Here is an 18418-nt window from a genome sequence, read left to right on the forward strand (position 1 = left end):
CTTGTGGACACTTCCCACCACCGCCGCTGTCAACCAACGCTTCAGCCTCGGTCAACCCGACAAACCCGCAAAGGCGGCCTCCGGCGGAGGGTTACTTCGCTTGCCGCGAACCCAACCTACGAATGCATCACCAGCCTGCCCGGCTTTCCACGCTCCCCCTCCCGCAGGGGGAGAGGGAGAGCGGAAGGCATGCGTCGGTTCAAGCAATCGAATCCTGAAAGGGTCTCGCTTGTGGGAAAGGCAACGCGAAGACTGACATGGCCTTCTCGATCGCCTGTCCTATCTCAGCCTTCGTCGACCGGAACCAGCGCCGCGACCTCGGGCCGCCCCTCGCCGCGCAGGCCTTCGGCCACGCCCAGGCGGTCGGCGGCCGGCCTGTTCTGGCTCATCTTCCACTTGCCCTCCAGCCGGGCGATCGGCAGGGCGAAGCCGACGATGCCCTTGAGCTGGCCGCGGACGAAATCCGTCGGCGCATCGCTGACCGCCCAGGGCGCCGCCCGGCCGCCCTCGTGCCGCCGGGTCAGGCGGGTCACCAGATCGAGCAGCCGGTCGGCGTCGTTGAACATCTCCAGCGGCCCATGGGCATGGATCGCGACGTAGTTCCAGGTCGGCACCACCTTCCCGGTCTGGCGTTTGGTCTCGTACCAGGACGGGGTGATGTAGGCCTCCGGGCCCTGGAAGATCGCCAGCGCCTCCGTCCCCGCCACGCCGCCGGCGGCGTGGGGATTGGCCTTGGCGAGGTGGCCGTACAGCGTGCCGTTCGGCCCGGCCTCGGCGTCCAGCAGCATCGGCACGTGGCTGGCGACCAGGCCGTCGGGCCCGAGGCTGACCAGCGTGGCCAGGCCGGCCTCGCGGATGGCAGTGTGCAGGATCTCGGTCCGGTCTTCCCGGAAGGCGGGCGGGACATACATGGCATTGGGCCTGGCAGCAGGATGATGGCGAACAGATGGCGATGAATCGGACTGGCCGCCAGGGCCAATCGGCCCGGAACGGCCGGTCCAATTCCGGCACGCGCAGCGGCGGCATGCGCCTTCGGCAGGGCCGCGCGCTTCCGCCATGCCGGCCCTTGCTGCTATATCCGGCCGCAGAACATTGGGGCAGGTCTCTCTCAACTGTCATGCCCGGGCTCGACCCGGGCATCCAGAGGGTCTCGACATCTTCTGGATTGCCGGGTCAAGCCCGGCAATGACAAGGAGAGGGAGACCGGCCCCCGACAGCCCCTCCCCTGCCCCCCATCTGGACCATGCCGATGATCCCCCGCTACAGCCGCCCCGAGATGACCCGGATCTGGGAGCCGGAGAACAAGTACCGGATCTGGCTGGACATCGAGGTCGCGGCGCTGGAGGCGATGGCGCAGCTGGGCATCGTCCCCGAGACGGCGGTCAAGGCGGTGCGCGAGCGCGGCAACTTCAATGTCGAGCGCATCGACGAGATCGAGCGCGAGACCCGGCACGACGTCATCGCCTTCCTGACCAACCTGGCCGAGTATGTCGGGCCTGAGGCGCGCTTCGTGCACCAGGGCATGACCTCGTCGGACGTGCTGGACACCACGCTGTCGATCCAGCTGTCCCAGGCGATCGACCTGCTGATCGCCGATGTCGACGGGCTGCTGGCGGCACTGCAGCGGCGGGCGGAGGAGCACCGGCACACCCTGACCGTCGGCCGCAGCCACGGCATCCATGCCGAGCCGACCACCTTCGGCCTGAAGCTGGCCGGCCACTGGGCCGCCTTCCGCCGCAACCGCGACCGGCTGATGCAGGCCCGGCGCGAGATCGCCACCTGCGCCATCTCCGGCCCGGTTGGCACCTTCGCCTCGGTCGATCCCTTCGTCGAGCGCTACGTCGCCGACAAGCTGGGGCTGCAGGTCGAGCCGGTGTCGACCCAGGTGATCCCGCGCGACCGCCACGCCATGGCGTTCGCCGTGTTCGGCGTCGTCGCCTCGTCGATCGAGCACCTCGCCATCGAGATCCGGCACCTGCAGCGCACCGAGGTGCGCGAGGCGGAGGAGTTCTTCCACCAGGGCCAGAAGGGCTCGTCGGCGATGCCGCACAAGCGCAACCCGGTCCTGACCGAGAACCTGACCGGCCTGGCCCGGCTGGTGCGCGCCGCGGTGGTGCCGGCGATGGAGAATGTGGCGCTGTGGCACGAGCGCGACATCAGCCATTCCTCGGTCGAGCGGATGCAGGCCCCCGACGCCACCGTCACCCTCGATTTCGCCCTGTCGCGCCTGACCGGCGTGATCGACAAGCTGCTGATCTATCCGGAGCGGATGAAGGTCAATCTGGAATCGCTCGGCGGGCTTGTCTTCTCGCAGCGTGTGCTGCTGGCGCTGACCCAGGCCGGAGTCAGCCGCGAGGACGCCTATCTGCTGGTTCAGCGCAACGCCATGAAGGTGTGGCACGAGGGCGGCAGCTTCCTCGACCGCCTGGCCGAGGACCCGGAGGTCACGATCCCGCGCGAGACCCTGGCGCACGCCTTCAGCTACGACTTCTACACCAAGCACGTCGACGACATCTTCGCCCGCGTCTTCGCGGCCGCCTGATACCGCTCCGGGGGGCGGCAAGATGGACAAGAGCAAGCTTTCGGCCGCCAGCATCGCGGCGCAGGCGCTGGGCTGGGTCGACCCGGTGACCAAGGCGGTCACCCCGGCGATCCACCCTTCCTCCACCTATATCCGCGATCCGGACAACCAGTACCGGTCCGGCCGGATCTACGCCCGGGACAACAACCCAAGCTATGACCAGGCCGAGGCGGTGCTGGCGGCGCTGGAAGGCGCGGCGGGCGCCGCCGTCTTCGCCTCCGGCATGGCCGCGGCGACCGCTGTGTTCCTGGCGCTGGCGCCGGGCGACCATATGCTGGCGCCGAAGGTGATGTACTGGTCGCTGCGCAACTGGCTCGTCACCGAGGCCACCCGCTGGGGGCTGAAGGTCGAGCTGGTCGACACGCATGATCTCGACGCCGTTCGCGCCGCGCTGCGCCCGGGCGAGACGAAGCTGGTGTGGCTGGAGACGCCGGCCAACCCGCTGTGGACGGTCACCGACATCGCCGCGGTGGCCGAGGCGGCGCACGCCGCCGGGGCGCGGGTGGCTGTCGATTCCACCGTCGCGACGCCGGTGCTGACCCGGCCGCTGGCGCTGGGCGCCGACCTGGTGATGCATTCGGCGACCAAATACCTGAACGGCCATTCCGACGTCATCGCCGGGGCGCTGGCCACCGCCCGCGATGACGAGACCTGGCAGCGGATCAAGCGCATCCGGGCCCAGAACGGCGCCGTGCTCGGCCCGTTCGAGGCCTGGCTGCTGCTGCGCGGCATGCGCACGCTGGTGCCGCGGGTGCGCCAGGCCTCGGCCACGGCGCTGGCCATCGCCGAGCATTTCCGTGGGCACGATCTGGTCTCGGCGGTGCTGTATCCCGGCCTGGACGACGCGCCCGGCCACGCGGTCGCCGCCCGGCAGATGCAGGGCGGCTTCGGCGGCATGCTCTCGGTCCGGGTCCGGGCCGGCGCCCAGGCCGCGATCGCCACGGCGGCCAAGGTCGAGCTGTGGAAGCGCGCCACCTCGCTGGGCGGGGTCGAAAGCCTGATCGAGCACCGCGCCAGCGTCGAGGGCCCGACCAGCCCGGTGCCGGACGACCTGCTGCGCCTCTCCGCCGGCATCGAGGATCCGGCCGAGCTGATCGCCGACCTGGACCAGGCGCTGCGGGCCGCCGTCGCCTGACGGCGGCCCCTCACGCCTCCAGCACGCCGTCGACCGCGGCCGCGACCAGCCGGGCATAGGCGCCGCCGCGGCGCAGCAGCTCCTCGTGCCGGCCGGCCTCGACGATGCGGCCGCCCTCCAGCATCAGGATCCGGTCGGCGCTGCGGATGGTCGACAGGCGGTGGGCGATGACCAGGGTGGTGCGGCCGCGGCGCAGCTCGCGCACCGCCGCCTGCAGCGCCTGCTCGCTCTCGGTGTCCAGGTTCGACACCGCCTCGTCCATCACCAGCACCGGCGCGTTCTGCAGGAAGGCGCGGGCGATGGCGATGCGCTGGCGCTGGCCGCCGGACAGCCGCGCGCCGCGCTCGCCGCAGGACGTGCCGTAGCCCTGCGGCAGGGCGCGGATGAAGCCGTCGGCCTGGGCCAGGTGCGCGGCCTGCCGCACCTCCTCCTCCGTCGCCTCGGGCCGGCCGAGGCGGATGTTGTCGGCGACCGGCAGGTCGAACAGATGCACGTCCTGCGGCACGATGGCGACGCGCCGGCGCAGCTCCGCCAGCGGCAGGTCGCGCAGGTCGTGGCCGCCCAGCGTGATGCGCCCGGCCGCCGGGTCCCAGAACCGCACCAGCAGGCTGGCGCAGGTGCTCTTGCCGGCGCCGGAGCGGCCGACCAGCGCCACCGTCTCGCCGGCGGCGATCGCGGCGTCGAAGCCGCGCAGCACGTGTCCGCGCTCGGCGTCGTAGCCGAACGCCACGCCCTCGAACCGGACCTCCGGCGCCAGCGCCTCCTCCGGCCGCACCCGGCCGCGATCCTCCACCTGCGGCGTCTGGTGCAGGATGGTCAGAACCCGCTGCGTCGCCGCCTGCAGCGCGCCGAGCTGGCGGCCGGTCTCGGTCACCTGGGTGATCGGCGCCAGCGCCGCCCCGGCCAGCACCAGCGCCAGCGGGAACAGCGCCATCGGCAGGGCACCCTCGGCGACGAGGCTGGCGCCGGTGGCCAGCACCGCCAGAACGGCCAGCGCCAGCAGGATGTCGATCGCCGCGGCCTCCAGCCCCGCCCGGGCGCCGTAGCGCAGCTGGTGGCCGTGCAGATCCGGTGTCCGCCGCATCAGCCGGTCGAGATAGCGGCGGCCATGGCCGAAGATCGCCAGCTCGCGCAGGCCCTGCACGCCCTCCACCACCTCGGCGTTGAGATGGCCGAGCTCCATCCGCAGCGCCTCGCCCTGCTGCCCGGCGCGGCGCGCCAGCCAGAACGGGATCGACGCCACCAGCGGCAGGAACGGCGCCAGCACCAGCGCCGGCAGCGGATGGACCAGCGCCAGCGCGGCCAGCGCCGCCAGCGGCACCAGCGCGGCGCCGACGTAGTCGCCGAGGAGGTGGGCGAAGAAGCTCTCCAGCATCTCGGCGTCGCCGGTGGCGGTGCCGGCCAGATCGCCGGTGCGGCGGCCCAGGACATAGCCGGGCGCCGCGCGCTCCAGCCCGTCGAACAGGCCGAGCTGCAGCTGCTCGATCAGGGCGAAGGCCAAGTCGTGGCCGAAGTACGACTGGCCCCAGCGGGCCAGCGCCGTCACCAGCACCCCGGCGGCGAGGCCCCAGGCGGCCGGAAGCAGCATCGGGCCGGCCGTGCCGGTGATGGCGCCGCCGACCAGCCAGGCGCCGGTGGCCAGCGTCGCCAGCATGCCGAGCTGGGCCAGCGTGCCGCACAGCGCAGTCAGGACCAGCCCGGCGGGCCGGCGGGCGGCGACCGGCAGCAGGTCGCGCAGGCGATAGCGGGGGGCGGTCAGCTCCACGGTGGTCATGCGACGGCTCCCTGGGCCTGGGCGAGGCGGGCGTAGCGGCGGCCATCCGCCAGCAGCGCCTCGTGCCGCCCCTCCTCCACAACTCGGCCCTGGTCGAGCACCAGGATGCGGTCGGCCTTGCGGATGGTGGACAGGCGGTGGGCAATGACGAGGGTGGTGCGGTTGCGGAACAGCCGCTCCAGCGCATCCTGGATCGCCTGCTCGCTGGCGGCGTCGACGCTCGACGTCGCCTCGTCCAGCACCAGGATCGGCGCGTCCTTCAACAGTGCCCGGGCGATGGCGATGCGCTGGCGCTGGCCGCCGGACAGGAGCGCGCCGCGCTCGCCCACCTCGGTGTCGTAGCCCTCGGGCAGGGCCTGGATGAAGTCGTGGGCGTTGGCGGCGCGGGCGGCCTCGACCAGCTCGTCCAGCCCCGCCTCCGGCCGGGCGATGCGCAGGTTGTCGGCGACCGTGCCGGGGAACAGATGGGTGTCCTGCGACACCACGGCGATGCGCTCGCGCAGCGCCGCCAACGGCAGGTCGCGGATGTCGATGCCGCCGACCCGGATGCCGCCGCGGGCCGGGTCGAAGAAGCGCAGCAGCAGGGCGACGACGGTCGACTTGCCGGCGCCGGACGGGCCGACCAGCGCCACCATCTCCCCCTCCTCCACCCGCAGCGACACATCGTCCAGCGTCGGGCCCTCCGCCCCCTCATAGGCGAAGCCGACGCGGTCGAAGGCGATGTTGGCGGCCAGCGGCGCCGGGGTCGGCAGCCGCGGCGCGTCGACCACCGCCGGCCGCGCCGCCAGCAGGGCCACGATCTCCTTTCCCGCCCCGATGCCGGCCCAGGCGGCGTGCAGCGCCTGGTCCATGCGCTCGATCGGCCGGAACGCCTCGCGCGCCAGGAACAGCGCCGTCAGCAGCGCCACCGGCGCCAGCTCGCCCGCGGAGACGCGCCAGGCGCCCCAGGCCAGCACCGCGGCGACGCCGCCCAGCGAGCACAGCGTCGTCACGCCGTCGCGCATCAGCGTGACGCTGAGCTCGCGCATCGATTCCCGGCGCAGCCGGGCGGCATGGGCCGACAGCTCCTGCCGCCGCCGGCCGACGGCGTTGAACGCCTTCAGCGTCACCAGCCCCTGGATGCCGTCGAGCAGGAAGGCGCCGAACACAGCCATCGCCGCGAAGATCCCGGTCGACCGCGGCATGCGCCAGGCCAGCCACAGCGAGTTGGCGACCGGCGCCAGGATCACGAAGACGGCCAGGATCGCCGCCGAGGTCAGGTCCAGAACGGCCAGGCAGGCCAGCACCGCGGTCGGCCCGAGCACCGCCACGATCACCGCAGGCAGGTAGCGCGCGACATAGGCCTCGACCGCCTCGACCCCGCCGACCAGCGTCGCCTGGATCTTGCCGGTCCGGCGTTCGGTGGCGAAGCCGGGGCCCAGCTGCAGCAGCCGCTCGAACAGGCGGCGGCGCAGCGCCAGCTTGGTCCTCTGGGCGGCGCGCTGGGCCGCAAGCTCGGCCAGCCAGACCAGCCCCGCCCGCAGCAGCACCAAGCCGGCCAGCAGCCCGATCCAGGGCAAGACCGGCGCCATCCCCTGCCCCTGCAGCAACCCGCCCGCGACCAGCGCCAGCAGCACGCCCTGGCCGAGATTGGCCGCCGTGACGGCCAGCCCCAGCCCGGCGCCCAGCGCCACCTCGCCCCCGACCGGCCCGGCCAGGGACAGCATCGTCCGGTTGATCATCATGACGGCCAATGCCTCCGCAACCCGATGAAGCCGCTTCCGCGAAGTCGGCTGATCATTGATGACTGACCGGCGGTCATTGAGTCAATCAAGAAATGCAAATGAGAGTTGATCGCATTTTCCTCGTCAAAACGGCCACTCCGATGTGGTCGGATCGCCGAGGTGATTCCGTTTCGCTCTCACGGACAGGTTGTTACGTCCGACCGGAACAAATCGGCCGCCCGTGTCTTTTGTGAAGATGATGCTGACGGCAGACCGAATGATGAACGATGGCCGGAGCCTTGCGCAGACTCTGCACTTCTGGCTCCGTATCCAGGGCCAGAACTGGGAGGACGGATTTCCGCCCAGCCCGGACGAGGCGGCATGGATCTGCCTGGCCCTGGAGGCGGCGCGGCACGGCAGTCTGGGACGGGCCCAGGAATGCATTCTGCACGCGATCCTGCAGGACCGCGTCCCTCCCCCCGAGGCCGGAGACTACAGTCTCGCCAGCTTCCAGCGCGATCTCTCGGCGTTTCAGACGCGATACCTCGACAGCCGCTAAAATCCCTGAAAAATCCGTAAGATAAATTATCCGCCCGCATTCGCTTCGGAGGTTGCCAAATGTCACGATCCAAGGGATCGTGAACCATTGATTTCCGGGGAGGTCCCATTATGGATCGGCCGACGCGCATCGTTCCACCGATCCGATTCACCTCGACCGATGGCGAGGCTTCGATCGCCGCCGCCACCACGCTGGTCGAGCATCTCGATGCCCTCTACGACGTGCTGCTCGACCCCAGGCGCCGGGAAGCGCATGTCGCCGGCACGCTGCGGACGAAGCACCTCGACACGATCGAACGGCTGCTGTTCCGGGTCACCGAGGAGATGGACCGCGGCGCGGTGCAGCTCAGCGACCCGCTTCGGACGCAGGCGGCGCTGCTGATCGGCCAGTACCGGCCGCTGGCCGTCGCGCCGGTACGGGCCGGCCGCGTCGGGGCCCCCGGCCGGCCGGTACTCTGACCGTCCGGACAGGCCTTAGAAGCGCTCCGCCGTCGCGGCCCAGTCCGCGAAGCTGCGGACCATCAGCGGCACATGCTCGGGATCATCGGCGAGCTCGCCCAGCTCCCACAGGCGGTGCACCCCGGTAAGGATGGCGATCCGTCGGCGGTCGAGCATGTGCCCGGTCAACTGCTCATAGGCTGCCGCGAGCCGGGCGGTGAGGTCGGGCGAGACGAAGCTCGAATAGACGAACTCCTGGTGCAGCGGCCCGATGCCCGAATCCGCGAAGTCGTAGATGCCGTTGAGCCGCTGCCGGTCGTGGTCGAACGCCATGTTCCAGCCATGCCCGTCGAAGAAGCCGTAGATCGTCCCGTGCGGATCGGGCGGCAACCGGTCATAGGCCGCGAGCAACCGCTCTGCCGTCGGGCGCAGCTCCGGCGTCAGCGCCGGCAGCGCCTTCGCACCGATCTCCTCCGCCGTTCCCCAGGACTCGGGCTCGGCGCCGGCCGCCGCCATCCGGTCGAGATCCAGCCCGTGCAGCTCGGCGTAGAACCCCGCCAGATCCTCGGCGAGCCGCCGCCGGGCTTTCTCGGGAAGTTCGGCGTAGTGCTCCGTCAGCAAATAATCGCCGGGGATCTTGGAGTGCCGGGAGAACAGGGGCGGTCCCTCCTCGAGCACGAGATCGGGGACCGGCAGCGACACGGCGGGCCGGATCACGGCCAGCAGCGCCGCTTCCTTGCGCAGCCGCCGGGCCGCCGCCTCGTGACGCGGGAATTTGAAGACCAGCCGGCCATCCGCCTCGACCGCCGTCGAATCCCAGCTTTCCGCCAGCAGCCGGAAGTCCGACGCCGCGAGGTCCGGAGCGGCGTGAAGGATCGCGGCGCGATACCGATCGATATCCGTCATCGGGCTTTCCCGTGAAGCGCAGGGCCGCCAGTATCACGGAAACGACGTTCGCGGGAGGGGTCGATGATCGAGGCATCCCGCCGTTGCGGCGCGGTCCGCATGGGGATCGGCATGGGCTGAGCCGGGCGAAGGTCAAGGTCCTGCGGCCGGGTCGAGGCTGACCCAGTAGGTGCCGGCGAAGGGCACGGCCAGGAAGCGGCGGTTGATCTCCGCCAGCGTCGCCGCGGGGTCGAGGTCGCCGAACAGTTCCGGCCGGATCCAGCGCGCCATCGCCTCGATGCCGACGATGCTGAGCGGGCCGCCGTTGAAGAAGTTCCACAGCGCATGCACCCGGCCCCGCCGCATCGCCGACAGACCGGCCAGGCCGGGCTCCGCTGCCACCGACCGCAGCCGGCCGCGCGCCGTCGCCGCATCCACGCTGCTGCCGATGCTGATGCTGCCGGGCTGGTCGAGCTGCGGCAGGCCGGTGGCGATGTAGACCTCGGGATCCGCCGCCAGCACGTATTCCGGGTCCAGCTGGCCGCCATTCGGCGTCGGGAACCGGTCGGCGCCGATGTTGCGGCCGCCGAGCAGCGTGATGACCTCGCCCAGGCTGCCGCTGCCGGCCGACCAGCAGCAGGGCCACAGGCCGGGATAGGCGTGCAGCATCACCCGCGGCCCCGGCCCGACGCCTGCCATGCGGTCGCGGATCCGGCGCAGCCGCGCCTCGCTGAAGGTGATGAAGGCCTCGGCCGCCGCCTCGCGCCCCAGCGCCCGGCCGAGCAGACGCAGGCTGGGCACGGTGTGGGTCAGCGGCGACTGGTAGAAGTCGACGAAGACCACCGGGATGCCCGCCTGCTCGAAGGACTTGGCCACGGCCTCGGGGCTGGTCGCCGCCGCCTGCCAGGCACTGAAGATCGCGAGGTCCGGCGCCACCGCCAGGGCCTTCTCCATCGAGAAGGTCTCGCCGCTGCCGAGCCCGACCACCGGCAGTTCCGCCACTGCCGGAAAGCGCGCCTTGAACAGGGCGTAGGTCGCCGGGTCCTGCTTCTCCAGGTCGCCGCCCCAGCCGGCCAGCCGCGACACGGGGTCGGGGTCGATCAGCGCCAGCGCGATCAGCTGGAAGCCCTCCGCGAGGAGGATGCGCCGCGGCTCGTGCCCGATCGTGACCGATCGTCCCAGAACGTCGGTGACCGTCCGCGGCCACTCCGCCCGGGCCGGCAGCGCCGCGGCCAGGACGAGCAGCAGCGCCCACAGCCCTCGCCGCATCACCAGTTGTAGCCCAGCGTCAGCTTCACCGTGCGCCCGTCGCCGTAGTAGCAGGCGTTCGGACCGCTGCAGCCGGCGACGTAGGTGCGGTCGAACAGGTTGGAGGCGTTCAGCGCCACCCGCCAGTTGTCGCGGCCGTAGCTGACCGCCGCGTCGAACACGGTGGAGGCCGGCACCTTCAGCGTGTTGGCGGCGTCGGCCCAGCTGGCGCCGACATAGCGCGCGCCGCCGCCGAGGCCGACACCCTCGAACCGGCCGTGCAGGACCTTGTAGTCGAGCCACAGCGAGCCGAGCTCCTGCGGCACGCCGATCGGCACCTTGCCCTTGTCGACGTCGTTGCTCTCGGTGATCTCCAGCTCGTAGCGGGTGTAGGAGGCGATCAGGTCCAGCCCGTCCGCCAGGCTGGCGGTCGCCTCCAGCTCCACACCGCGGGAGCGCACCTCGCCGGTCTGCACCTGGTTCAGGATGTTGTCCGGGTCGGCGGTGGTGGTGTTCTCGCGCCGGAGGTCGAACACCGCGGCGGTGATGAAGCTGCGCATCCCCTCCGGCTGGTATTTCACCCCGATTTCGATCTGGTCGCCGGTCTCGGGCTTGAAGGGCTGGCCGTAGACATTCGTGCCGACCACCGGATTGAAGAAGGTGGCATAGCTGACATAGGGGGCGAGGCCGAGATCCGACTTGTAGAGCAGCGCGATCCGGCCGGTGAAGGCGCCGTCGTCCGAGCTGGTGCTGGTGTCGGTCAGGTGGTCGTCGACGTCGGAGGAGACCCAGTCGTAACGGCCGGTCGCGGTCAGGAACCAGCGGTCGTCCCAGCTGATCTGGTCCTGCACATAGACGCCGAGCTGGCTCATCACCTGCCGGTTCAGGATGTAGCGCGCCGAGGGGCCGGGATCCTGGCCGTATCGCGGATGGACCAGGTCCAGCGGCGCGGTCAGGCTGGACGCCTGATCGTCGTCGATCTGGTAGCGCTTGTAGTCCAGCCCGAACAGCATGGTGTGCTGCAGCGGCCCGGTGTCGAAGCGCGCCTCGGCCTGGTTGTCGACGGTGACGAAATTGACCTCGGGCCGGGTCTGGTAGTTGAGGCGGGCCAGCTGGGTCTGGGCCGCATCGGCATAGCCGACGCCGAACATGCCGTCGTGGAACAGGTCGAGATGGGCGTAGCGGAAATTCTGCCGCACGGTCCAGGTGTCGTCGACGCGGTGCTCCAGCTGATAGCCGATCATCGCCTGGTTGCGGATGAACGTGTCGTAGCCCGGCTCGCTGGTGAACAGGTCGCGCGGAATGCGGCCGAAGCCGGCCCGCTTCACCGTGCCGACATAGGGCAGGAAGCCCGCCGCCTGGTTCAGGTCGTCATGCTGGTAGCTGGCCAGGATGGTCAGCGTCGTGTCCTCGTTCGGCTTCCAGGTCAGGCTGGGCGCGATGAAGCCGCGGAAATCCTCGGCCTTCTCGGTCTCGGTGCCGCCGGAATGGACCAGCGCGGTCAGCCGGTAGAACCATTCACCCTGGTCGTCCAGCGGGCCGCCGATGTCGAAGGCGCCATAGGCCCTGCCGTATTCGTTGATCCCGGCCTCGACCGAGCGCAGCGTCTCCTCCGGCGGCCGCTTGGTGACCAGGTTGACCAGGCCGCCCGGCGAGCCGCCGCCATAGAGGAAGGAGGACGGGCCGCGCAGCATCTCGATCCGCTCGAGCCCGTAGGGCTCGGCGCGCCAGCCGGCCAGGGCGGTCGAGAACAGCGACAGCCCGTCGCGGAACAGCCCGTCCTGATAGGCGCGGAAGCCGCGGATGAAGAACCAGTCGAAGCGGGTGTCGGTGCCGTAGGGCTGGGTGCGGATGCCGGGGGAATAGCGCAGCGCCTCATCCACCGTGCGGATCGCCTGGTCCTCCATCTGCGTCCGCCCGATCACCGAGACCGATGCCGGGGTCTCCAGGAGCGGTGTGTCGGTCTTGCTGCCGGTGGCGCTGCGTTCGGCCACATAGCCGTCGACCGGCCCCCAGGCGCTGCCGCCGGCGCCGGTGACGATGATCGGGTCGAGCGCCAGCCCGCCCCCGGCCGCATCGCCGCTGGGCACCCGTTCCAGCGTCACCGTGTCGGCGCCGGTGAAGCGCCAGGTCAGGCCGGTGCCGGACAGCAGGCGGCGCAGCGCCTCGTTGCGCGACATCGCGCCGGTGGCGCCGGGGGAGGTCAGGCCGCGCGCCAGATCCGCCGGATACAGCAGCTGCAGCCCGGCGGCGTCGCCGAACTGCGCCAGGGCGGCGGCCAGCGGCCCGGCCGGGATATCGAAGCGCACTGCGGGCGCTGCCTGAGCCACCTCGGTCTCCGCCTGGCCAAAGGCCGCGGCGGACGCCAGCGCCGTGCACGCCAGCAGCACCACGGCCAAGCCGCCCGACATCCTGCGCGCCCTGCCCGGCAAGGCCGTCCGATCACTCTGCATCATCATCCCACGCGTCGCGCCCGAATTAGGAGTTAGGAGTGAGACGCAATCGCGTCACCTCCTCGCCGAGATGACGGATCGGCGGCGCCGTCCCCTCACCTCGCCCGGCGAAAAAAGTTCAAGCCGGCCGGAGAACCACCAGGTAGCGGGTCAGCGACACCACGCGCACCGGCAGGGTGCGGGTGATGGCGTCGAGCGCCGCATCGGGATCGGAGACGTCGAAGATGCCGCTGACCCGCAGCTCGGCCAGGGTGCCGTCGGTCATCGCGATCGACCCGCTGCGGTAGCGCCCGAGCTCCGCCACCACCTGGCGCAGCGACCGGTCCTCGAACACCAGCTTGCCGCGGCGCCAGGCGGTCTCGACCTGGCCGTCGGCCTTCCGCACGGCGCCCAGCCCGGCGGGGCCGTAGGATACCTGCTTCCCGGCGGCGACCCGGGCCTCTGCGGCGCCGCCCGTCCCGGGCACGGCGACGACAACGGCGCTCTCCATCACCGCGACCGTGACCTCGTCGGCCCAGCGATGGACCACGAACTGGGTGCCGAGGGCGGTGCTGCGCCCCGGCCCGGCCGAGACCCGGAACGGCCGCGCCGCGTCCTTCGCTACCGTGAACAGCGCCCGGCCGCGGTCGAGCGAGACCTCGCGCGCAGAGTCCGAGAAGGCCAGCGACAGGGCCGAGCCGGCGTCGAGATCGACCCGCGTGCCGTCCGCCAGCGTCACCGTGCGCAGCTCGCCGGTGCCGGTCCGGATGTCGCTGGTCAGCGCCGGCGGCAGGCCGGTCAGCGCCACCGCGCCGCCGAGCCCGGCGAAGGCCAGGCCGCCGGCCAGGACCCGGCGTCGGCCGAACAAGGGCGTCCTCGGCAGGGCGCTTGGCCGCGGGTCGGGGATGCGGCCCAGATCCGCCCACAGCCCGGCCAGGGTGTCGATCTCGCGGCCATGGGCCGGATCGGCGGCGAGCCAAGCCTCGAAGGCCGCGCGATCGGCGGCTGAGGCGTCGCCGGCGTTGATCCGGACGAACCATCGAAGGGCCTGGTCCCGGGCGTCTGGCTGGAGATCCATGGTCATGTCTTCGGTCGTTCGCGGCGGTGCCCGTCAGGAATGACGAATCCGCCGGCCTCTCCCCTCACCTTCCGTCAGTCAAGCAGGTCGCGCATGCGGTCGCGGCAATGGGCCAGGGCCTTCATCACATGCTTCTCCACCATGCTCTTCGAGATGCCGAGCCGGGCGGCGATCTCGCCATGGCCCAGCCCGTCGAACTTGTGCAGCAGGAACACCTCCCGGCATTTCGGCGGCAGCTCCGCCACCGCCCGCTCCAACATCCTCAGCCGCTGCCGGTGGTCCAGCACCGTCTCCGCCCCCGGCACGTCGGAGGGGCGGTCGTCGCCGAGCTCGGCCGGCAGCAGGGTGCGGGCGCGGACGGCGTCGCTGCGCAGCCGGTCGCGCGCCAGGTTGTCGGCGATGCGGAACAGATAGGCCTGGGGGTTCTGCAGCTCCGGCACAGCCTCGGCCCGCCGTAGACGCAGCCAGGTGTCCTGGGCCACGTCGGCCGCCGCGCTGGCGCTGCCCAGCCGGCGGGTCAGATGGCGCAGCAACTCCTGGTAGTGGCGCGTCAGCAGCGCCAGCAGCGAGGACCGATCCTGCTCGGCCATTCCGACCTTGATTCCACCCCCGAAACGAGACCGGCGCGACCTTATTTCAAATGCAAATCACTCGCAATTGCGAATTTGCAGTGCAGCATGAGACCGAGGTCAATCCGCCTCCTTCGCCAGGCAGCACTTCTTGTACTTCTTGCCGCTGCCACAGGGGCACGGGTCGTTGCGGCCGACATCCCGCGTCGGATTGACCGCAGGCTCGCCGAACGTGATGGACGGCCATCCACGGGGGACCAGCGGATCGTCCAGATCGTCGAACCCATCATCCGGCCCATCCCCTCTCGCCAGCTGCTCTCGGTATTCCTCCGAGAAGCCGTGCCAGGTCGAGAGGGTGCCGACCGCATCAACGAACGGGCCCACATGGTTGGCGGTGAAGCGAGCCATCCGATCGGGGTCGTCGAGAGTCTGCCGGAGATCGTCGCGGAAATCGTCGACGTCCATGACGTGCAGGAAGTACTCGTCGACCAGCCGCTCCGCCTGTGGCGCCAGATCCGCGTAGCCCAGGCTCGAGACCGCATTCACCCAGCCGAGCCAGACGACATTCTCGCCCTGCGGCTGCATGTGCTCGTGAAGATGCAGCAGATAGGCCCGCATCTCCTCGTTGGAGATCGCGCCCATGCGGCAGTGCCAAGCCAGAGCCTCGAATGCGGCCTCGCGCACGAACTGGTCGGCCGCGGCATCCTCGATCACCGTCTTCAGCGGCGCAGGATCGCCATCGAAGGTGCTGATCAGGATCTGATTGAGAGTCACGGTGGTCGCGTCGCCGAGGATCCAATCGATCGCTTCGCTGTCGCGGACCAAGCGGCAGAGACCCGGAAAGGCGCGCGTCTCCTGCATCTCCCCCATCATGTGGAGGATGAAGAAGAGGGCATCTCCCGTGTCGTCCGACCGATCGTCACCGTCGGCGTAGCGTTCCATCAGCTCGATGAACCGCGGCCCGGCTTTATCCCAATGCTGCAGCGCCCAGTTCATCGCGTCGACGGGCAGAACGCCGTCCGGCGACTCGCCAAGGTCCCGGATCGCCTCGTCCACGGTCATGATGGCCGGTCCTTCCGACATCGCCGTCACCCGCCCCAGCTGCGCTCCAGCACACCGAACCAGTTCTCGGTGCCGAGCTTGCGCAGCAGCGCGTCGTCATAGCCATGGCCGCGCAGCGCCTCGAACAGCCGCGGCAGGCCGGCCGCGTCCTTGATCGCCGCGGGCACGGTGGCGCCGTCGTAGTCGGAGCCCATGCCGACGCCGTCCTCGCCCAGCCGCTCGATCAGCGCATCGAGGTGCCGGATCATGATCTCAAGATCGGTGTCGGCGTTCATCGACCCGTCCGGCCGCAGGAAGGCGGTGGCGAAGTTCAGCCCGACCATGCCGCCGCTCTCGCGGATCGCGTCGAGCTGCCGGTCGGTCAGGTTGCGCGCATGCGGGCAGACCGAATGGGCGTTGGAATGGGTCGCGACCAGCGGCGCCGTCGACAGCTCCGCCACGTCCCAGAAGCCCTTCTCGTTCAGATGCGACAGGTCGATCAGGATGCGGCGCTCGTTGCACACCCGCACCAGCTCGCGCCCGGCATCGGTCAGGCCCGGCCCGGTGTCGGGCGAGCTTGGGAACTTGAACGGCACGCCGTGGCCGAAGGCGTTCGGCCGGCTCCAGACGATGCCGAGCGAGCGCAGGCCGGCGGCGTAGAGCAGGTCGAGCATGCGGAAATCGGTGTCGATCGCCTCGCAGCCCTCGATGTGGAACACCGCGGCCAGCGACTCACGGGCGATGGCGGCGCGGATCTCGGCGACGTTGCGGCAGACGCTGAGGCCGCCCTCACGCTCCAGCCGCAGCAGGATCGAGGCCATCGCCGCGGTCGAGGCCTGGGCCTCGGCCAGCCCCAGCTCCGGCGGCAGTTGCACGGTGTAGTTGCCGCCCTGCATCCGGTCGATCGAGCCGGAGGAGTGCGGCGACGGTGGGAAGATCGCGAACATGCCGCCGACGAAGCCGCCGCGGCGTGCCCGCGGCAGGTCGAGATGGCCGGTCGCGGTGCCCTCGATGAAGGCGGCCTCGGCCGAGGCCGCGTGGGACTTCAGGAGACGCAGCAGGACGTCATTGTGCCCGTCGAACACGGGAATGGGCGCAGGCTCGGTCATCGGGTCCATCATCTCGGGGGCGCGGCCGCGGGTCGGCCGGGGTTACCCGAGTTGAGCAGCCCCGGCGCACCCTGGCAAGGCGTCGCGTCATGGCCGGCCGAGGCGCCGGGCGGCGACGCGCAGCTCGGCGCCCAGCACGTCCAGGAAGGCGCGGGTCTTGGGCGCCAGGTACCGGGCCGAGGGGAACACCGCCTGGACCGGCGAGGCCGGCGACGCGTGATCGGCCAGCACCCGGACCAGCCGGCCGGCGGCCAGGTCCCCGGCCACGTACCAGATCGACTTGAGCACGATACCGGCGCCGGCCAGCGCCGCCTCATGCGCCACCTCGCCATCATTGCTCATGATCGCGCCGGAGACGGCGACCTCGACCGGCGGCTCGCCCGGCCGCACGAAGCTCCAGGCCGTCATCGGCGGGTCGCCATAGACGATGCAGGAATGGCCGGCCAAGTCCTCCGGCGTCTCCGGACGGCCGCGCCGGGCGAGATAGTCCGGTGCGGCGCAGACCACCCGCCAGTTCGGCGCCAGGTCCCGCACCATCAGGGCGCTGTCGGGCAGCACCGCCTGCCGGATGGCAAGGTCGATGCCGGTCTGCACCAGGTCCAGCACTGCATCCGTGGCCGTCACCTGCACCCGGACGTCCGGACAATCCGTCTGGAACCGAGCGAGGATCGGCGCGATCCAGCGGCGGGCGAAGGCGGCCGTGGTGGTCACCCGCAGCAGGCCGCGGGGCCGGCCGTCGCCGCCCACCGCCTCCTGCGCCGCTTCCAGCTCCGCCAGGATGCGCAGCGCCCGCTCGTGGAACGCCGCGCCCTCCTCGGTCAGGCTCAGCCGCCGGGTGGTGCGCTGCACCAGCCGGGCGCCGAGCGCCGCCTCCAGCCGCGCCAGCCGCTTCGACACCACCGCCAGCGACAGGCCCAGATCCCGCGCGGCCGCCGACAGGCTGCCGGCGACGGCGATGCGGGCGAAGACGGCGATGTCGGTCAGGTTCTCGATCGCACCCATTCTCAATGATCCGGAAAGAGTGGCTTTCTCGATCCGAGTATTATTTCCGGAACGTGGAAGGTCCAGATCTTCGCGACGACCGGCCGGACGGGCCGGCGGGCATGAAAGGAGCGAGACGATGGGCGATCTTTCGGGCCAGCGGGTGCTGGTGGTGGGCGGCAGCTCGGGGCTCGGCCTCGCGACGGCGCAGGCGGCCGCCGGCCTCGGCGCGATGGTGACGGTGGCCTCGCGGTCGCAGGAGAAGATCGACGCGGCGGTGGCGACGATCGGCACCGGCGCCGAGGGCCGGATGCTCGACACCACCTCGGATGCCGCGGTCGAAGCCTTCTTCGCCGACGGAACCGTCTACGACCATGTCGTGGTCACGGCGGCCCAGACCAAGGTGGCGGCTGTGCGCGAGCTGCCGCTGGCCGACGCCTTCGCCTCGATGAACTCGAAGTTCTGGGGCGCCTATCGCATCGCCCGCGCCGCGCCGATCCACGACGGCGGGTCCTTGACCCTGGTCACCGGCGTGCTTGCCATCCGGCCGCGCAAGGGGGCAGCGATCCAGGGCGCGATCAATGCCGGGCTGGAGGCGCTGGCCCAGGGCCTGGCGCTGGAGCTGGCGCCGGTGCGGGTCAATACGGTCTCGCCCGGGCTGGTGGCGACGCCGCTGTACGACCGCATGGCCGCCGATGCGCGCCAGGCGATGTACGACCGCGCCGCCGCGACCCTGCCGGCTGGGCTGGTCGGCCGGCCGGAGCACATCGCCAGCCAGATCCTGGCCTTCATCGCCAACCCTTACGCCACCGGCAGCACGGTCTATATCCATGGCGGCGGCGCCCTGGTCTGACGTCCCGGGAGGCCTCGCCCCGTATCCTGGAGA

At 71.0% G+C, this 18418-nt stretch carries 16 protein-coding genes; 5 read left to right on the plus strand and 11 right to left on the minus strand.

All coding sequences use genetic code 11. The annotated features are described in order from the left end of the window. Positions 1-284 precede the first annotated feature (284 nt). Positions 285-911, minus strand: coding sequence for an FMN-binding negative transcriptional regulator (locus ACFW16_RS10400; RefSeq protein WP_380304511.1), 627 nt, complete (start codon positions 909-911; stop codon positions 285-287). Between the two features lie 338 nt (positions 912-1249). Here ACFW16_RS10400 and purB point away from each other — a divergent pair, with 338 nt between their 5' ends. After that, positions 1250-2542: an adenylosuccinate lyase gene (gene purB, locus ACFW16_RS10405; RefSeq protein WP_380304513.1), complete on the plus strand. Its 1293-nt coding sequence runs from the start codon at positions 1250-1252 to the stop codon at positions 2540-2542. Positions 2543-2564: 22 nt separating this feature from the next. Continuing rightward, a complete protein-coding gene (locus ACFW16_RS10410) occupies positions 2565-3716 on the plus strand; it encodes a trans-sulfuration enzyme family protein (protein ID WP_380304515.1) in 1152 nt (383 codons plus the stop codon). 10 nt (positions 3717-3726) lie between these two features. Here ACFW16_RS10410 and ACFW16_RS10415 read toward each other — a convergent pair whose 3' ends face one another. Next, positions 3727-5490, minus strand: a complete 1764-nt coding sequence (locus ACFW16_RS10415) for an ABC transporter ATP-binding protein (RefSeq protein WP_380304517.1) — start codon at positions 5488-5490, stop codon at positions 3727-3729. Then, on the minus strand, positions 5487-7214 hold the full coding sequence (locus ACFW16_RS10420) for an ABC transporter ATP-binding protein (protein WP_380304519.1): 1728 nt from the start codon (positions 7212-7214) through the stop codon (positions 5487-5489). Before ACFW16_RS10420 ends, ACFW16_RS10415 begins: the two co-directional genes overlap by 4 nt. A gap of 256 nt (positions 7215-7470) precedes the next feature. Between ACFW16_RS10420 and ACFW16_RS10425 the strand changes: the two genes are divergently transcribed. Together ACFW16_RS10425 and ACFW16_RS10430 are read left to right on the plus strand one after the other, a co-directional pair. Next, a complete protein-coding gene (locus tag ACFW16_RS10425; RefSeq protein ID WP_380304521.1) occupies positions 7471-7752 on the plus strand; it encodes a hypothetical protein in 282 nt (93 codons plus the stop codon). A gap of 110 nt (positions 7753-7862) precedes the next feature. Continuing rightward, the gene (locus tag ACFW16_RS10430) at positions 7863-8210 is read left to right on the plus strand and encodes a hypothetical protein (protein WP_380304522.1); all 348 of its coding nucleotides are present in this window, start codon (positions 7863-7865) and stop codon (positions 8208-8210) included. Between the two features lie 15 nt (positions 8211-8225). Here the strand turns inward: ACFW16_RS10430 and ACFW16_RS10435 are convergent, their stop codons facing one another. From ACFW16_RS10435 to ACFW16_RS10470, 8 genes are all read right to left on the minus strand, one after another. Then, the gene (locus ACFW16_RS10435) at positions 8226-9095 is read right to left on the minus strand and encodes a phosphotransferase family protein (protein ID WP_380304524.1); all 870 of its coding nucleotides are present in this window, start codon (positions 9093-9095) and stop codon (positions 8226-8228) included. 132 nt (positions 9096-9227) lie between these two features. Then, on the minus strand, positions 9228-10343 hold the full coding sequence (locus tag ACFW16_RS10440; RefSeq protein WP_380304526.1) for an ABC transporter substrate-binding protein: 1116 nt from the start codon (positions 10341-10343) through the stop codon (positions 9228-9230). Next, the gene (locus ACFW16_RS10445; RefSeq protein ID WP_380304527.1) at positions 10343-12733 is read right to left on the minus strand and encodes a TonB-dependent siderophore receptor; all 2391 of its coding nucleotides are present in this window, start codon (positions 12731-12733) and stop codon (positions 10343-10345) included. Before ACFW16_RS10445 ends, ACFW16_RS10440 begins: the two co-directional genes overlap by 1 nt. Before the next feature lie 160 nt (positions 12734-12893). After that, the gene (locus tag ACFW16_RS10450; protein WP_380304529.1) at positions 12894-13832 is read right to left on the minus strand and encodes a FecR family protein; all 939 of its coding nucleotides are present in this window, start codon (positions 13830-13832) and stop codon (positions 12894-12896) included. Between the two features lie 74 nt (positions 13833-13906). Continuing rightward, positions 13907-14422 (minus strand): sigma-70 family RNA polymerase sigma factor, encoded by a 516-nt coding sequence (locus ACFW16_RS10455; RefSeq protein WP_380304531.1) that lies wholly within the window; start codon positions 14420-14422, stop codon positions 13907-13909. A 99-nt stretch (positions 14423-14521) separates the two neighbouring features. Next, positions 14522-15463, minus strand: a complete 942-nt coding sequence (locus tag ACFW16_RS10460) for a DUF1186 domain-containing protein (RefSeq protein WP_380304533.1) — start codon at positions 15461-15463, stop codon at positions 14522-14524. Positions 15464-15489: 26 nt separating this feature from the next. After that, positions 15490-16551 (minus strand): dipeptidase, encoded by a 1062-nt coding sequence (locus tag ACFW16_RS10465; protein WP_380304535.1) that lies wholly within the window; start codon positions 16549-16551, stop codon positions 15490-15492. Positions 16552-16638: 87 nt separating this feature from the next. Further along, positions 16639-17553, minus strand: a complete 915-nt coding sequence (locus ACFW16_RS10470; RefSeq protein ID WP_380304537.1) for a LysR family transcriptional regulator — start codon at positions 17551-17553, stop codon at positions 16639-16641. Between the two features lie 118 nt (positions 17554-17671). On the opposite strand from ACFW16_RS10470, the gene ACFW16_RS10475 reads away from it, so the two are divergent. Beyond that, positions 17672-18385: an SDR family oxidoreductase gene (locus ACFW16_RS10475; RefSeq protein WP_380304539.1), complete on the plus strand. Its 714-nt coding sequence runs from the start codon at positions 17672-17674 to the stop codon at positions 18383-18385. Positions 18386-18418 lie beyond the last annotated feature (33 nt).

It is taken from the genome of Inquilinus sp. NPDC058860 (assembly GCF_042743185.1).
In the GTDB taxonomy this organism is placed as follows: Bacteria; Pseudomonadota; Alphaproteobacteria; order DSM-16000; family Inquilinaceae; genus Inquilinus.

What these genes read in the sequence shown, in the direction of transcription:
- ACFW16_RS10400 (WP_380304511.1), bottom strand. Translation starts at nt 911, where the DNA reads ATGTATGTCCCGCCCGCCTTCCGGGAAGACCGGACCGAGATCCTGCAC.
- purB (WP_380304513.1), top strand. Translation starts at nt 1,250, where the DNA reads ATGATCCCCCGCTACAGCCGCCCCGAGATGACCCGGATCTGGGAGCCG.
- ACFW16_RS10410 (WP_380304515.1), top strand. Translation starts at nt 2,565, where the DNA reads ATGGACAAGAGCAAGCTTTCGGCCGCCAGCATCGCGGCGCAGGCGCTG.
- ACFW16_RS10415 (WP_380304517.1), bottom strand. Translation starts at nt 5,490, where the DNA reads ATGACCACCGTGGAGCTGACCGCCCCCCGCTATCGCCTGCGCGACCTG.
- ACFW16_RS10420 (WP_380304519.1), bottom strand. Translation starts at nt 7,214, where the DNA reads ATGATGATCAACCGGACGATGCTGTCCCTGGCCGGGCCGGTCGGGGGC.
- ACFW16_RS10425 (WP_380304521.1), top strand. Translation starts at nt 7,471, where the DNA reads ATGATGAACGATGGCCGGAGCCTTGCGCAGACTCTGCACTTCTGGCTC.
- ACFW16_RS10430 (WP_380304522.1), top strand. Translation starts at nt 7,863, where the DNA reads ATGGATCGGCCGACGCGCATCGTTCCACCGATCCGATTCACCTCGACC.
- ACFW16_RS10435 (WP_380304524.1), bottom strand. Translation starts at nt 9,095, where the DNA reads ATGACGGATATCGATCGGTATCGCGCCGCGATCCTTCACGCCGCTCCG.
- ACFW16_RS10440 (WP_380304526.1), bottom strand. Translation starts at nt 10,343, where the DNA reads ATGCGGCGAGGGCTGTGGGCGCTGCTGCTCGTCCTGGCCGCGGCGCTG.
- ACFW16_RS10445 (WP_380304527.1), bottom strand. Translation starts at nt 12,733, where the DNA reads ATGTCGGGCGGCTTGGCCGTGGTGCTGCTGGCGTGCACGGCGCTGGCG.
- ACFW16_RS10450 (WP_380304529.1), bottom strand. Translation starts at nt 13,832, where the DNA reads ATGGATCTCCAGCCAGACGCCCGGGACCAGGCCCTTCGATGGTTCGTC.
- ACFW16_RS10455 (WP_380304531.1), bottom strand. Translation starts at nt 14,422, where the DNA reads ATGGCCGAGCAGGATCGGTCCTCGCTGCTGGCGCTGCTGACGCGCCAC.
- ACFW16_RS10460 (WP_380304533.1), bottom strand. Translation starts at nt 15,463, where the DNA reads ATGACCGTGGACGAGGCGATCCGGGACCTTGGCGAGTCGCCGGACGGC.
- ACFW16_RS10465 (WP_380304535.1), bottom strand. Translation starts at nt 16,551, where the DNA reads ATGACCGAGCCTGCGCCCATTCCCGTGTTCGACGGGCACAATGACGTC.
- ACFW16_RS10470 (WP_380304537.1), bottom strand. Translation starts at nt 17,553, where the DNA reads ATGGGTGCGATCGAGAACCTGACCGACATCGCCGTCTTCGCCCGCATC.
- ACFW16_RS10475 (WP_380304539.1), top strand. Translation starts at nt 17,672, where the DNA reads ATGGGCGATCTTTCGGGCCAGCGGGTGCTGGTGGTGGGCGGCAGCTCG.